The sequence below is a fragment of the Bradyrhizobium sp. 521_C7_N1_3 genome, from assembly GCF_052075975.1.
Taxonomy (GTDB): domain Bacteria; phylum Pseudomonadota; class Alphaproteobacteria; order Rhizobiales; family Xanthobacteraceae; genus Bradyrhizobium; species Bradyrhizobium japonicum.
In genome coordinates this window covers 5,508,560-5,522,493 of sequence record NZ_CP197232.1, presented here as the reverse complement: position 1 = coordinate 5,522,493, position 13,934 = coordinate 5,508,560, and the positions used below count along the sequence as shown (strand labels likewise).

Annotated in this window: 10 protein-coding genes; 4 read left to right on the top strand and 6 right to left on the bottom strand. The window is 65.1% G+C overall.

Annotation, left to right across the window (positions count from 1 at the left end):
- Nucleotides 1–20 precede the first annotated feature (20 nt).
- Together AB7008_RS25700 and AB7008_RS25695 are read right to left on the bottom strand one after the other, a co-directional pair.
- Nucleotides 21–1,421: an efflux RND transporter periplasmic adaptor subunit gene (locus AB7008_RS25700; RefSeq protein WP_304489742.1), complete on the bottom strand. Its 1,401-nt coding sequence runs from the start codon at nucleotides 1,419–1,421 to the stop codon at nucleotides 21–23.
- Nucleotides 1,411–2,862 carry an efflux transporter outer membrane subunit gene (locus AB7008_RS25695; protein ID WP_244464147.1) on the bottom strand — a complete coding sequence of 484 codons (1,452 nt, stop codon included), beginning with the start codon at nucleotides 2,860–2,862 and terminating at the stop codon, nucleotides 1,411–1,413. Before AB7008_RS25695 ends, AB7008_RS25700 begins: the two co-directional genes overlap by 11 nt.
- 648 nt (nucleotides 2,863–3,510) lie before the next feature.
- On the opposite strand from AB7008_RS25695, the gene AB7008_RS25690 reads away from it, so the two are divergent.
- Together AB7008_RS25690 and AB7008_RS25685 are read left to right on the top strand one after the other, a co-directional pair.
- The gene (locus AB7008_RS25690; RefSeq protein WP_304489741.1) at nucleotides 3,511–4,740 is read left to right on the top strand and encodes an SAM-dependent methyltransferase; all 1,230 of its coding nucleotides are present in this window, start codon (nucleotides 3,511–3,513) and stop codon (nucleotides 4,738–4,740) included.
- 96 nt (nucleotides 4,741–4,836) lie between these two features.
- Nucleotides 4,837–5,871 (top strand): cysteine synthase A, encoded by a 1,035-nt coding sequence (locus tag AB7008_RS25685; RefSeq protein ID WP_304489740.1) that lies wholly within the window; start codon nucleotides 4,837–4,839, stop codon nucleotides 5,869–5,871.
- 102 nt (nucleotides 5,872–5,973) lie between these two features.
- On the opposite strand, the gene AB7008_RS25680 is transcribed toward AB7008_RS25685, so the two are convergent.
- The 4 genes from AB7008_RS25680 to AB7008_RS25665 are packed head-to-tail and all read right to left on the bottom strand — an operon-like array spanning nucleotide 5,974 to nucleotide 10,481.
- Nucleotides 5,974–6,711 (bottom strand): amino acid ABC transporter ATP-binding protein, encoded by a 738-nt coding sequence (locus AB7008_RS25680; RefSeq protein WP_014495414.1) that lies wholly within the window; start codon nucleotides 6,709–6,711, stop codon nucleotides 5,974–5,976.
- Nucleotides 6,712–6,722: 11 nt separating this feature from the next.
- Nucleotides 6,723–8,243 carry an amino acid ABC transporter permease gene (locus AB7008_RS25675; protein WP_304489739.1) on the bottom strand — a complete coding sequence of 507 codons (1,521 nt, stop codon included), beginning with the start codon at nucleotides 8,241–8,243 and terminating at the stop codon, nucleotides 6,723–6,725.
- Nucleotides 8,240–9,445 (bottom strand): amino acid ABC transporter permease, encoded by a 1,206-nt coding sequence (locus tag AB7008_RS25670; protein ID WP_304489738.1) that lies wholly within the window; start codon nucleotides 9,443–9,445, stop codon nucleotides 8,240–8,242. The genes AB7008_RS25675 and AB7008_RS25670 overlap by 4 nt, the downstream gene beginning before the upstream one ends.
- 19 nt (nucleotides 9,446–9,464) lie before the next feature.
- Entirely contained in the window at nucleotides 9,465–10,481 is a 1,017-nt protein-coding gene (locus AB7008_RS25665; protein WP_014495417.1) for an amino acid ABC transporter substrate-binding protein, read from the bottom strand.
- A 393-nt stretch (nucleotides 10,482–10,874) separates the two neighbouring features.
- Between AB7008_RS25665 and metC the strand changes: the two genes are divergently transcribed.
- Together metC and AB7008_RS25655 are read left to right on the top strand one after the other, a co-directional pair.
- The gene (gene metC / locus AB7008_RS25660; protein ID WP_304489737.1) at nucleotides 10,875–12,059 is read left to right on the top strand and encodes a cystathionine beta-lyase; all 1,185 of its coding nucleotides are present in this window, start codon (nucleotides 10,875–10,877) and stop codon (nucleotides 12,057–12,059) included.
- 177 nt (nucleotides 12,060–12,236) lie between these two features.
- Entirely contained in the window at nucleotides 12,237–13,925 is a 1,689-nt protein-coding gene (locus tag AB7008_RS25655) for a Na/Pi cotransporter family protein (RefSeq protein WP_304489736.1), read from the top strand.
- The last annotated feature ends 9 nt before the right edge of the window (nucleotides 13,926–13,934 follow it).

Here is a 13,934-nt window from a genome sequence, read left to right as displayed (position 1 = left end):
TCAGGCGGCTGTTGTCGGGATCATGGCTGCTTGGCTCCAGATCCCGATGCCCCCGGCCCCGGTGCCGGCCCGGTCTGCCCCTTCTGGTCGCCTTCGCCGCTGCTCCGCCTGCCGCGGTGCTCGCCGTCCTTGCCTTGTCCGTCCTTTTGTCCGTCCTTGGCCTGCCCGTCCTTCTTCTGGCCATCCGGGCCGCGCGTGCGCTTGCGCGGGGCGAGATCGGCCGACGGTGTCTGGTCATCGCGGCCGACGACCACCTTGGACCCGTCGGACAGATTGGCAAAGCCCGTCGTGACGACCTTATCGGTCGGCGACAGGCCGTTCGCAATCACTGCGTCATGCTCGTTCTGCTGGGTCACGGTCACCGGCTTGGCGGAGACGACATTGTCCTCGCCGATGACGTAGCTGAAGGTGCCAATCGGTCCGCGCTGCACCGCCGATGTCGGCACCACCAGCGCCTGCATCAAGGTCTCGACCTTGAGGCGGACATTGACGAACTGGCCCGGCCAGAGCTGGTAATTGGCGTTGGGGAATTCGGCCTTGAGCTTGAGCGTGCCGGTGGTCTGGTCGACCTGGTTGTCGATGCCGGTGAGCTTGCCGGTGTCGATCACGGTGATGCCGTCATTGCCGAACACGTCGACCGCGAGCGTGCCCTTCGACGCTGCCGCGTTGACGCGCATGATCTGCTGCTGCGGCAGGCTGAACCACACCGCGATCGGCTGCAATTGCGTGATCACCAGGAGGCCCGTGGCGTCGGCGGCGTGGATGATGTTGCCCTGGTCGACCTGGCGCAGGCCGGCGCGGCCGGAGAGCGGCGCCACGATCTTGGTGTAGCTCAGCGTTGCCGCCGCATTGTCGATCGCGGCCTGGTCGGCCTTCACCAGCGCCTCGGTCTGCGCGACCAGCGCGCGCTGGGTGTCGGCCTGCTGCTTGGAGCCGGCATTGGAAGCAGCGAGCTGCTCGTAGCGCGTCAAGTCGATGCGCTGGTTGGCGAGCTGGGCCTCGTCCTGCGCCTTCTTGGCGACGGCCTGATCATACGTCGCCTGGTAGAGCGCGGGGTCGATCTCGCCGAGCACGTCGCCCTTCTTGACGTCCTGGCCCTCGGTGAATTTCACGGCGATCAGCTTGCCGTCGACCTGCGAGCGCACGGTCACGGTGTTGAGCGCGCGGATCGCTCCCACGCCGTCGAGATAGACCGGGACGTCCTGGATGCGGGGCGTCGCCGCCAGCACCGGCACCGGCAGGTCGGGCCGCTGGTTGCGGCCATTCGCCTGCTGCGGCTGCTGATGCCAGACGGTCCAGCCGAAATAGCCGAGCCCGCCAAGGATGGCGAACGTGATCAGGGTCATGACGAAGCCGCGGCCGCGCGATTTCTTCGCCGTCCCTCCTTTCGCGCCTTCCTTCGTGTCCGGCTTAAAGAGCATTGACCGGTTTCTCCATTCGCGGCTCCCAGCCGCCGCCGAGCGCCTGATACAGGCTGACGATGGCGAGGAGCCGTGCGAGTTGGGCCTGCCACAACGCATCTTCGGCCTGAAATAGTGTCTGCTGGACGTTCAGCACAGTCACGATGTCGGCCGTGCCGGCGCGCAATTGCTGCTCGGCGAGATCGAAGGCGCGCTTCGACGAGGTCACGACATCGCGCTGCAATTGCAGCTTGATCGTGGTCTGCTTGATCGAATACAGCGCGTTGTCGACGTCCGCAAACGACTGGACGATGGTCTTGCGGTAGGTCTGAAGCAACTCGTCCTGCCGCGCCTTGGCGAATTCGAAATTGCCGAGGATCTTGCCGCCGTCGAAGATCGGCTGCGTGGCGCTGCCGACGAGCTGGAAGAAGGCCGCATGCGGCTGGAACAGCGAGACCAGCGCCGAGCTCTGATAGCCGCCATTGCCGGTGAGCTGGATGGTCGGAAAGAACTGCGCGCGGGCATTGCCGATGTTCGCGGTCGCCGAGGCGAGCTGTGCCTCCTGCCGGCGGATGTCGGGCCGCTGCGTCAAAAGCTCCGACGGCAGGCCGGGCGTGACGCGCGGGATGGCGATCTTGTTCAGTGAGCCGCCGAGCACGCGGACGCTCTCCGGCGGCCGCGACACCAGCACGGCGAGTGCGTTGACGTTCTGGTCGAGCGTCTGGCGCAGCGGCGGCACCAGTGCCTTCTGGTTGGCGACCACGCTCTCCTGCTGGGCGACGTCGAGGTCGGTGCCGGTGCCGGCCTTGCGGCGCTCGCGGATCGCATCGAGGATGCGCTGCGCGCTGGCGATGTTGCTCTGGGCGGTCCGCAGGCGATCCTGCGAGGCCAGCACCTGGAAATAGGCGTTGGCGACGCCGGCGAGCGTCGTCAGGGCGACGACGTCACGATCGAAACGGTTGGCATTCGCCGTCTCTTCCGCCGTTTGCAGCGCATCGCGGTTCTGGCCCCAGAAGTCGAGCTGGTAGCTCGCGCTCAGCGACGCCGAATAGTTGACGACCTCGCGGCCGCCGATGGACAGGCCCGAGGCGCTCGAACCCGAAGTGCGTGAATAGGTTTCCGATCCGCCGCCCGACAGGCTCGGCAGCAGCGCCGCGCCCGCCTGCCGCGCCTGGGCGTCGGCCTGGACGATGCGCGAGACGGCGGCGGCGATGTCAAGATTGACGGTCTGCGCCTCCTCCATCAGTTGCGTCAGCTCCGCGGAGCGAAAGCCGCGCCACCAATCCAGCGACGGCGGCGCATCCGGCTTGCCCGCGTATTTGTACTGCGCGGGAACATCGAGTGCGGGATCGGGCAAATCCTGCGTCAGAACGCAGGCGCCTGAACTGGCGGCAAGGCAGGCCACGGCAGCCCATCGCGCCGCACGCGACGCCCGGAACGTAAGGCCGGGAGATCGCCCCATGGCGACCGCAGGACCATCCTGTGTCACATCCACCCCCCGCCGGGCAGATCGATCCGCCACCGCAGAGCCGGATTAACCGATTCGTGGCGGGACGGCCGGGGGCGTTTGTGTAACTCGTTCACAGCCGTGATGCTTTCTGCGGAACCTGAAGTTCATACTAGCGGGGCGCGGAACAGGGGGACAGTCCCGCACCTGCGAAATGCCGCCCCGAATGCGCCGATGTCGAACTCACGAAAATACAAAATATGCCTGTCTCACAAGGGCTTTTTGTATTCCAACCTTGCTCCGCGGCGCATTCAAGCTTACCAAGATTTCATGTGATATTGCTGCCACGCCGACGCCAGCGCCACCGGTCCCGGCGGGCGCTCCACCGAAACCTGCGCCGCGGCGCACCGCAGCTTTCCCGGCCTTGGCTGAGCGCACGGCGCGCTATGATCGGGGGCTGGCCTGCAATTGCGCTGTGCACACGGCGGTGGACTGCCGGAGGTACCCCGCCAGCACCTTGGCGACCGGCGCAGCGCGCACCTATATCATTCAAATGATTCGACGCTGACCGTTTGCGGGGCGCCCTCGGGTCCAGCGATATGAGGCGTAGGGGGGCGCCTGGCTCGCGGTCGGACTGCATCCGTTCAGGTGATGGATCCGCCGATGTCGCATACCATTTCGGTGACGTCAGACACCATAGACACAGTGCTTGCCGATCTGCCGCGCATTGTTCGGCTCGCGCTCAGTTTTGGCGCGCGGCTGCGGCGAGGCACGCTCGACGTCACCCTGCCCGACGGACGCGTGATCCGCCTCGGCGGCCAGGAGCCGGGCCCGAATGCGGCGATGCGGCTGCATAATTACGGTTTCGCTTCGCGCCTCATCAACGGCGGCGACATCGGTATCGCTGAGGCCTATCTCGCCGGCGACTGGGACACGCCGGACCTGACGCAATTCCTCTACCTGTTCTGCGTCAATCACGATCTGATCCAGGCCATGCTGAACGACAAGCCGCTGATGCGGTTCGTCCAGCTGCTGCAGCACTGGTTCAACCGCAACACCCGCCGTCAGGCGCGGCGCAACATCCACGCCCATTACGACATCGGCAATGCGTTCTATTCGGCCTGGCTCGATCCCGGCATGACCTATTCCTCGGCGCTGTTCGAGGAGAGCACTTCCGATCTCACGGCAGCCCAGACCAACAAATACCGCCGGCTCGCCGAGGCGCTCGACCTGAAGCCTGGCCAGACGCTGCTCGAGATCGGCTGCGGCTGGGGCGGCTTCGCCGAGTTTGCCGCAAAGACCTTCGGCACGCGCGTGGTTGGCCTCACGATCTCGACCGAGCAGCGCGATTTTGCGCAGAAGCGCATTCACGAGGCGGGTCTTGCCGAGAAGGTTGATATCCGTCTTCAGGATTATCGCGACGAACGCGACCGCTACGACCGCATCGCCTCGATCGAGATGATCGAAGCCGTCGGCGAGCGGTTCTGGCCGAAATATTTCGCCCAGTTGCGGGACCGGCTGCTGCCCGGCGGACTCGCCGGCATCCAGGCGATCACCATCCAGGACGGGCTGTTCCAGGGCTACCGGCGCGAGGTGGACTTCATCCAGCGCTACGTCTTTCCCGGCGGCATGCTGCCCTCGCCCGCCGTCCTCAAGTCGCTCGGCGACAGGTTCGGCCTGCCCGTCGTTCGCGAGCGCATCTTCGGGCAGGATTATGCCAAGACGCTGGCCACCTGGCGGAATAACTTCCAGACGGCCTGGCCGGGCCTCGTGCCGCTCGGCTTCGACGACCGGTTCCGGCGGCTGTGGGAGTATTACCTGTCCTATTGCGAGGCCGGATTCCTGTCCGGAAATATCGACGTCCGGCAAGTCATCTTCGCAAAGCAGCAATAAGGGTTTGCGGGGGCGGCCTGTAAGGGTCGCTTGTAAGGCCCGCCACCCTACTTTAGGGTCGCGCCCACCCTATGATCCAGCCGGTAATTGCCTGACATGACCATCAAAAATGACGTTGTCGAAGCCATCGGCAACACCCCGCTCATCAAGCTCAAGCGCGCCTCCGAACTGACCGGCTGCACCATTCTGGGCAAGGCCGAGTTCATGAATCCGGGCCAGTCGGTGAAGGACCGCGCCGGCAAATGGATGATCTTGGAGGCCGAGAAGCGCGGCGAGCTCAAGCCGGGCGGTCTCGTGGTGGAGGCGACCGCCGGCAACACCGGAATCGGCCTCGCGGTCGTGGCGAGCGCGCGCGGCTACCGCACGCTGATCGTGATCCCAGAGACGCAGAGCCAGGAGAAGAAGGATTTTCTGAAGCTGTGCGGCGCCGAGCTGATCGAGGTGCCGGCCCTGCCCTATGCCAATCCCAACAATTATCAGCATGTCGGCCGCCGGCTCGCCGACGAGCTGCGCAAGACCGAGCCCAATGGCGTCCTGTTCGCCGACCAGTGGAATAACCTCGACAACGCCAAGGCGCACTACGAATCGACGGGTCCCGAGATCTGGGAGCAGACCGGCGGCAAGGTCGACGGCTTCGTCTGCTCGGTCGGCAGCGGCGGCACGCTCGCCGGCGTCAGCCGCTATCTGAAAGAAAAGAACAAGGGCGTCCGGATCGCCTGCGCCGATCCGCATGGTGCCGGCATGTTCGAATATTTCCGGAGCGGCGACGCCAAGGCGACGCCGGGCGGCTCGATCACGGAAGGAATCGGCCTCAACCGTGCGACCGCAATCGTCGAGAGCGCCAAGGTGGATGACGCCTATCTCGTTCCCGACGCGGAAGCCGTCACGATGATCTACGAGCTGCTCCAGCACGAAGGCCTGTGCCTCGGCGGTTCCACCGGCATCAACATCGCCGGCGCGATACGGCTCGCGAAACAGCTCGGGCCCGGCAAGACGATCGTCACCGTGCTCTGCGATTCCGGCAGCCGCTATCAGTCGAAGCTGTTCAACGCGGATTTCATGCGCGCCAAGAACCTGCCGGTGCCGGAATGGCTGGAGAAGCGCAGCAACATCAAGCCGCCGTTCGTTTAGCTGCCTTGTAGGGTGGGCAAAGCGAAGCGTGCCCACCACAACTGTCTCGATCGCGGAAAGACGGTGGGCATAGCGCAAATGCGCCTTTGCCCACCTACGAGATCACCGCAGGATCTGGCTCAGGAACAGCTTCGTCCGCGCGTGCTGGGGAGCGGCGAAGAATTCGTTCGGCGTATTGGCCTCGATGATCTGGCCGGCGTCCATGAACACGACGCGGTTGGCGACCTCGCGGGCGAAGCCCATTTCGTGGGTGACAACCAGCATGGTCATGCCCTCCTCGGCGAGGTCGACCATGGTGTCGAGCACTTCCTTGACCATTTCGGGGTCGAGCGCCGAGGTCGGCTCGTCGAACAGCATCACCTTGGGGTTCATCGTCAGCGCGCGTGCGATCGCGACGCGCTGCTGCTGGCCGCCGGACATCTGCCCGGGAAACTTGTTGGCCTGGTGCGGGATCTTGACCCGCTCCAAAAACTTCATCGCGGTCGCCTCAGCGTCCCTTTTGGGGATGTTGCGCACCCAGATCGGCGCCAGCGTGCAATTGTCCAGCACTGTCAGATGCGGGAACAGATTAAAGCTCTGGAACACCATGCCGACTTCGCGACGCACCGCGTCGATGTGCTTGAGGTTGGGCCCGAGCTCGATGCCGTCGACGACGATCTCGCCCTCCTGAAACTCCTCCAGCGCATTGATGCAGCGGATCAGCGTCGACTTGCCGGAGCCCGAGGGGCCGCAGATCACGATGCGCTCGCCCTTGCGGACCTCGAGGTCGATGTCGCGCAGGACGTGGAACTCGCCGTACCATTTGTTGAGGCCGGAAATCTTGACGATGGGGTCGGACATGATGAGCTCGATCAGTTGCGACGGTGGGCGTTGAGGCGATGCTCGACGAAGAGCGAGTAGCGCGACATTCCAAAGCAGAAGATGAAGTAGATGATCCCGGCGAAGGCAAAGCCGGTGAACGCGGTCGACGGCGTCGACCATTTCGGATCCGAGAACGACGCCCGGAGCGAGCCCAGCAGGTCGAACAGCGCCACGATCGAGACCAGCGACGTGTCCTTGAACAGCGAGATGAAGCTGTTGACGAGGTTCGGAATGACGTGGCGCAAGGCCTGCGGCAGCACGATCAGCGAGGTCGTCTTCCACCAGGACAGGCCCAGGGCGGCCGCCGCCTCGCCCTGCCCGCGCGGGATCGCGGCCAACCCGCCGCGGACGTTCTCGGCCTGATAGGCGCCCGTGAACAGCGCAATGCCGATCAGCGCGCGCACCAGTCCGTCGACCGTGAAATTGCCCGGCAGGAACAAAGGCAGCATGTAGGTCGCGAAGAACAGCACGGTGATCAGCGGCACACCGCGCCAGAACTCGATGAAGGCGATCGAGAAGATCCGGATCAGCGGAATGGTCGAGCGGCGGCCGAGCGCCAGCGCGATGCCGATCGGCAGCGAGGTGACGATGCCGGTCACGGAGACCACCAGCGTCACCAGGAGCCCGCCCCACAGATTCGTGGTCACGACCGGCAGGCCGCCGTGATCGAGCTTCATCAGCTTGATCACGACCGCGATGGCGATGAAGGTGCCGATGCTGGATGTCAACGCCCGGCCGCCGGTGCGAACGCCGCCACCGACGACGAAGGCGATCAGGGAGACGATCGCCGCCGTGATGGCGAAATCGGCCCAGACCGACTGGCCCGTTCCCTGGAGCTGGTCACGGAGCCAGGTCAGCGGAAAGATCAGCCAGTAGATCGCAGTGCCGACCAGCACGATGAGATTGCCGGCAACCCAGAAGAGCGGTGCGATGGCCGAGGTCTTGGCGAGACTGAGCAGAGCCTGCCCGGCGCCGATGATGCTGTCGTCGAACAATTGCAGCAGGCCGGCCGTCCAGCTCAGGCCGAACCCGGTGATGCCGCCGCCGTGCAGCAGAAAGAACGCCACCACGGGAAAGGCGAAGAAGAAGAGACTTGCGTTCAGTCCTTTCGCCGGCAGGCGCGGAATGAGCAGCGGCAGGAGCAGAACCGCCGCCAGGATCAGCGAGAGGTTGACCCGCCAGCGCTCGGCCTCGGGATAGAAGCCGTAGATCAGCTGCGGCAGCTTGGCCTGGATGTAGGGCCAGCAGGCGCCGACCGTAAAGCCGGCATTCTCGGTCAGGCACGCCGTGCGATCCTTGCCGGTCCAGACCGCATCGACCATCAGGAACCTGACGGAGGGAACGATGGTGAACCAGAGCAGCAAGGCGCCGACGATCGTGAGCAGGATGTTGGTCGGTGAATTGAACAGGCGGGTGCGCACGAGGCCAATGAAGCCCGTGGTCTTCACGGGCGCGGGACGCTCGGTGAGCAGGTCCCGGCGGACGTAGGCGGACGAGGTAATGTCGCTCATGCGCCGAGGCTCCGGCTGACGCGCCAACCGTACACGCTCATGATGGCGCTCGTGAGCAAGGAGATCAGGAGGTAGACGCCCATCGTCATGGCAATGATCTCGATCGCCTGCCCGGTCTGGCTCAGCGACGTGCCGGCGAACACCGACACCAGGTCAGGATAGCCGATCGCGACCGCTAGCGAGGAATTCTTGGTGAGGTTGAGGTACTGGTTGGTCAGCGGCGGCACGATGACGCGCATCGCCTGCGGCACGACGATCAGGCGGAGCGTGGTGCCGCGGCTTAGGCCAAGCGAGGAGCCCGCCTCCATCTGCCCCTTGTGGACGGACAGGATGCCGGCGCGCACGATCTCGGCGATGAAGGCGGCGGTGTAGGTCGAGAGCGCCAGCGCCAGCGCCACGAATTCCGGGATGATCCGCGAGCCGCCGGCGAAATTGAAGCCCTTGAGCTGCGGCACCTCGAAGGTAAAGGGCACACCTGTTACCAGCATGGTGGCGAGCGGCAGGGCGAACAACAGGCCCAGCACATAGGGCCAGATCCGGATCATCTGCCCCCGCTGAAACAACGCGCGCCGCGCGTAGACACGCAAGGCCAGCGAAGCCACGATTCCGAACGCCAGCACCGCCAGGAACGCCTCGAAGCCGCTCTCGCCGATCGGGCGCGGAATGACAAGGCCGCGATTGCTGACGAAGGCGAGGCCGAGCAGCGAGATGCTCTGCCGCGGATTTGGCAAGGCCGCGAGCACCGCCAGGTACCAGAACAAGATCTGGAACAGCAGCGGCAGGTTGCGGATGATCTCGACATAGATCTCGCCGACGCGCGACAACAGCCAGTTGGGCGACAGCCGGCACAGCGCGACGATGAAGCCGATCACGGTGGCGAAGAAGATGCCCACCACCGAGACCACGAGCGTGTTCAAAAGCCCGACCACGAACACGCGCAGGAACGTGTCCGAGCCGGTGTAGGAGATCAGCGTCTGGTTGACGTCGAAGCCGGCATTGTTCCGCAAGAAGCCGAAGCCGGCGGCAATGTGCTGGTTTTCGAGGTTGGCCCGGGCGTTGGAGACGATCTCATAGCCAATCCAGCCCAGGATCGCCGCGAAGGCAAACTGGACCGCGACGCCGTTCCAGCCTGCCTTGCCGCCCAGAATGCGCCTGATCTTCAGCGCGATCTGGGCCGGCGGTTTTCGAGCCTCGGTGCTCATCGCCGCGGATCAGGCGGGATCAGCGGATCGGCGGCGCGTACTGAAGACCGCCCTTGTTCCAGAGATTGTTGAGGCCACGGTTGATGCCAAGCGGCGAACCGGCGCCGACGTTGCGGTCGAACACCTCGCCGTAATTGCCGACGGCCTTCACGATCCGCACCACCCAGTCCTTGGTCAGGCCGAGCTGTTCGCCGAAATTGCCGTCGCTGCCGAGCACGCGCTTCAGCTCCGGATTTTCCAGTTTCGCCTTCTCGTCGACGTTCTTCGAGGTCACGCCGAGCTCTTCGGTGGTGACCAGGGCGAACAGCGTCCATTTCACGATGTCGAACCACTGGTCGTCGCCGTGGCGCACCATCGGCCCGAGCGGCTCCTTCGAGATGATTTCGGGGAGCACCATATGGTCGTTGGGATTGGCAAGCTTGAGGCGGTTGGCGTACAGGCCCGACTGGTCGGTGGTGAAGACGTCGCAACGCCCGGCTTCATAGGCCTTGACCGTTTCGTCGTTGGTGCCGAACGCGATCACCTCGTACTTCATGTTGTTGGCCTTGAAGTAGTCGGCGAGGTTCTGCTCGGTGGTGGTGCCGGTCTGGACGCAAACCGAGGCGCTGTTGAGCTCGAGCGCCGAATTCACTTTGAGCGACTTCTTCACCATGAAGCCCTGCCCGTCATAATAGGTCACGCCGGTGAAGTTGGCGCCGAGCGAGGTGTCGCGCGAGATCGTCCAGGTGGTGTTGCGCGAGAGCACGTCGATTTCGCCGGATTGCAGCGCCGTGAAACGATCCTTGGCGGACAACGGCACATACTTGACCTTGGTCGCATCGTTGAAGATCGCGCCAGCGATCGCGCGGCAAAGGTCGACGTCAAGCCCGGTCCAGTTGCCCTTGTCGTCGGGCGAGGAGAAGCCGGGCAGGCCCTGGCTGACGCCGCAGGACAGCATGCCCCGGTCCTTGATTGTCTTGAGCGTTTGCGCATCGGCGGCCTGGGCGGAGAGGCCGGCGGCGAGAGCGAGGGTGAGAGCCAGAGTTACGCGTTTCATGGGCTGAAGGCCTTTCAAAGTCGTCTCAAGGTCAGGAATGGCGTCTTTGGGATCGTCTCCGCCAGGGCTAGCCGCATCAAGACTAGCCTTGCAAGAGTCATGCTGGAAAACCTTGCCGAACACTCGCCCATCCCGGGAGGCCATACCTTAATCCCCGCCGCAGGCGCCCGCCGTTATGGCTGTGACGCAAGGTTCGGTCAGACGATGGATCGAAGGTCGCGGCAGCCCCTCAACATGCGGCGACTGAATAGCACCCGCGCATCTCAGAACGACTGGCGTGCCGGGTCAAGGGGTTGACGGGACTCTTCTGTGTTCTGTTATTAACGGCAGCGGCCTTCGGCCGGCCCGCGGGCGCGGCGCGCCCGGTGGAAACGCGGTTTTGAAAGCAGACGCATGGATTCCTCGCACCCCTCCCAACAGCACGCCGAAACCCGGCTGGTGACCTCCGGCCGCGACACCAAGGCGCAGAAGGGGTTCGTCAATCCGCCGGTGTTTCACGGTTCGACCGTGCTCTATCCGACCGCCGAGGACCTGCACGCCCATCGCGGCGAGTTCCAGTACGGCCGCCACGGCACCCCCACCACCAGGGCGTTCCAGGAGACGCTGATGGCGCTGGAGGGGCCGCAATGCGCCGGCGTCGGCATCGTGCCGTCAGGCCTGTCGGCGATCTCCACCACCCTGCTCTCGGTGCTGAAGACCGGCGACCATCTGCTCGTCTGCGACAACGTCTATCGGCCCTCGCGCAATTTCTGCAACGGCATGCTCGCGCGCCTTGGCATCGAGACCACCTATTTCGATCCGCTGATCGGCGCGGGCATCGACAAGCTCTTCAAGCCCAACACCCGCGCGGTGCTGGTGGAGGCGCCGGGCTCGCAGTCGTTCGAGATGCCTGACATCCGCGCCATCGCCGAGGTCGCGCACGCGCGCGACGCGCTCGTCATCGACGACAACACCTGGGCGACGCCGCTCTATCATCGCTCGCTCGACCAGGGCGTCGACATCAGCATGCAGGCCGCCACCAAATATATCGGCGGCCATTCCGACATCATGTTCGGCACCATCTCGGCCAACGCCAAGGCCTGGCCGCAGATCGCCGAAGGCATCCGCCTGCTCGGCGTCTGCGCCGGCCCCGACGACGTCTTCCTCGCGCTGCGCGGCCTGCGCACGCTGTCGGTGCGATTGGCGCAGCATCATCGCTCGGGGCTCGACATGGCGCGCTGGCTCGCGGCCCGACCCGAGGTCGCGCGCGTGCTGCATCCGGCGCTCGAAACCGATCCGGGCCATGCCATCTGGAAGCGCGATTTCACCGGCGCGTCGGGCCTGTTCAGCATCGTGTTGAAGCCGGCACCGCAGAAGGCCGTCGACACCATGCTCGACACGCTCAAGCTCTTCGGCATGGGCTTCTCCTGGGGCGGCTTCGAGAGCCTCGTGATTCCCTTCGATTGTGACGCCTATCGCACCGCCACCAAATGGTCGCCGGGCGGCCCGACCCTGCGTCTCCACATCGGCCTCGAGAGCACCGACGACCTCAAGTCCGATCTCGATCGCGGCTTCGCTGCCCTCAAGGCGGCAATGTGAGCCTGCTCACAAGGCATCGCGCCTCGGGACGCGGCAATCGCGCCGGCGGACGCGCAAAACGCGCGCCGCGGGAACGTGCAGCCGCAGCAAACGTTAACGCCGATGCGCCAACAAAGGGTTTGAACCGCTGACGTTTGGCGCTAGCCTCACCAATCGACTCCAATCCGGACGCGGAGCATGGGAACGTTGGTTCTGCTCGATCTGATGGGCGGCGTGGCGCTGTTGCTGTGGGGCCTGCACATGGTCCACAGCGGGATTCTGCGCGCCTTCGGCCCGGACCTGCGGCGGCTGCTCGGCAAGGCGCTCGGCAACCGATTCAACGCGTTCGCCGCCGGGCTAGGCCTCACCGCGCTGCTCCAGAGCAGCACGGCGACGGCGCTGATCACCAGCTCATTCGCAGCAGAAGGCCTCGTCAGCCTGGCCGCCGCGCTCGCCATCATGTTGGGGGCCAATGTCGGCACGACGCTGATCGTGCAGGTGCTGTCGTTCAACATCGCAGCCGTTGCGCCTGTCCTGTTCGTGCTGGGGCTCGTCGCCTTCCGCTCCGGACCGCGGTCGCGGATCAAGGATATCGGCCGCGTCTTCATCGGGCTCGGCTTGATGCTGCTGTCGCTGCACATCCTGCTCGACACGCTGGCTCCGGCGGAGAACGCGCCGGGTGTTCGCGTCATGATGTCGGCGATCACGGGCGATCCCGTGCTCTGCATCGTCATCGCCGCGCTCGTCACCTGGGCGGTGCATTCGAGCGTCGCCAGCGTGCTGCTGATCATGTCGCTGGCCTATTCGCAGTTCATCACGCCTTACGCAGCGCTTGCGCTGGTGTTGGGGGCCAATCTCGGCAGCGCCATCAATCCCATGTTCGAGGGCGCCCGGCGCGACGATCCCGCGAGCTACCGCCTGCCGCTCGGCAATCTCGTCAACCGCGTGATCGGGATCGCGCTGGTGCTCCCGTTCCTGAGCGCGATCGCCGAGCACATGCACACCTGGCAGCCCGATCTCGCCAGGATGACGGCGGCCTTCCACATCGCCTTCAACGTGGGCACGGCCGTCATCTTCATCGGCCTGCTCGACATCATGTCCCGGCTCCTGACCCGGCTGCTGCCTGATCGCGTCCGGGAAGACGATCCGGCCCGGCCGCGCTATCTCGACGAGAGCGCGCTGGAGACGCCGTCACTGGCGCTCGCCGACGCCGCGCGCGAGACCTTGCGCATGGGCGATCTCGTCGAGGTCATGCTGCGCAAGGTGATGGCGGCGATGATGACCGGCGACCGCGCGCTGGTCGACCAGGTCACGAAGATGGACAATGTCGTCGACAGCCTCGACGAAGCCATCAAGCTCTATGTGACGAAGCTGATGCGGGGCAGCCTCGACGAGAGCGAGGGGCGGCGCGCGATGGAGATCATCTCCTTCGCCATCAACCTCGAGCATATCGGCGACATCATCGACAAGAGCCTGAGCGAGCTCGCGACCAAGAAGATCAAGCGCCGCTTCCAGTTCTCGGCCGAAGGCGCCGAGGAGCTCGCCGCCTTCCACAAGCGCACGATGGACTCGCTGCGGATCGCCTTCGGCGTCTTCATGTCGGGCGATGCCAACGAAGCGCGCAAGCTGCTGGTGGAGAAGACCACGCTGAAGAACACCGAGCTCGCCGCCGTCGAGCGTCATCTCGACCGCCTGCGCGAGGGCCGCCCCGAGACCATCGAGACCACCTCGCTGCATCTCGACGTGCTGCGCGACCTGCGCCGCATCCACTCGCATATCTGCTCGGTCGCCTATCCCGTGCTCGATGCCGCCGGCGAGCCATATCGCAGGAGCGAGGCGGATACCGCCCTGCCCGCCTCCGGCGCGGCCTCGGCGTTGCCGCGCTAGCGGCGTGCC

Bases quoted from the DNA above. Each gene is read 5' to 3' on its own strand.
- AB7008_RS25700 (WP_304489742.1), bottom strand. From the start codon at position 1,421: ATGCTCTTTAAGCCGGACACGAAGGAAGGCGCGAAAGGAGGGACGGCG.
- AB7008_RS25695 (WP_244464147.1), bottom strand. From the start codon at position 2,862: ATGGGGCGATCTCCCGGCCTTACGTTCCGGGCGTCGCGTGCGGCGCGA.
- AB7008_RS25690 (WP_304489741.1), top strand. From the start codon at position 3,511: ATGTCGCATACCATTTCGGTGACGTCAGACACCATAGACACAGTGCTT.
- AB7008_RS25685 (WP_304489740.1), top strand. From the start codon at position 4,837: ATGACCATCAAAAATGACGTTGTCGAAGCCATCGGCAACACCCCGCTC.
- AB7008_RS25680 (WP_014495414.1), bottom strand. From the start codon at position 6,711: ATGTCCGACCCCATCGTCAAGATTTCCGGCCTCAACAAATGGTACGGC.
- AB7008_RS25675 (WP_304489739.1), bottom strand. From the start codon at position 8,243: ATGAGCGACATTACCTCGTCCGCCTACGTCCGCCGGGACCTGCTCACC.
- AB7008_RS25670 (WP_304489738.1), bottom strand. From the start codon at position 9,445: ATGAGCACCGAGGCTCGAAAACCGCCGGCCCAGATCGCGCTGAAGATC.
- AB7008_RS25665 (WP_014495417.1), bottom strand. From the start codon at position 10,481: ATGAAACGCGTAACTCTGGCTCTCACCCTCGCTCTCGCCGCCGGCCTC.
- metC (WP_304489737.1), top strand. From the start codon at position 10,875: ATGGATTCCTCGCACCCCTCCCAACAGCACGCCGAAACCCGGCTGGTG.
- AB7008_RS25655 (WP_304489736.1), top strand. From the start codon at position 12,237: ATGGGAACGTTGGTTCTGCTCGATCTGATGGGCGGCGTGGCGCTGTTG.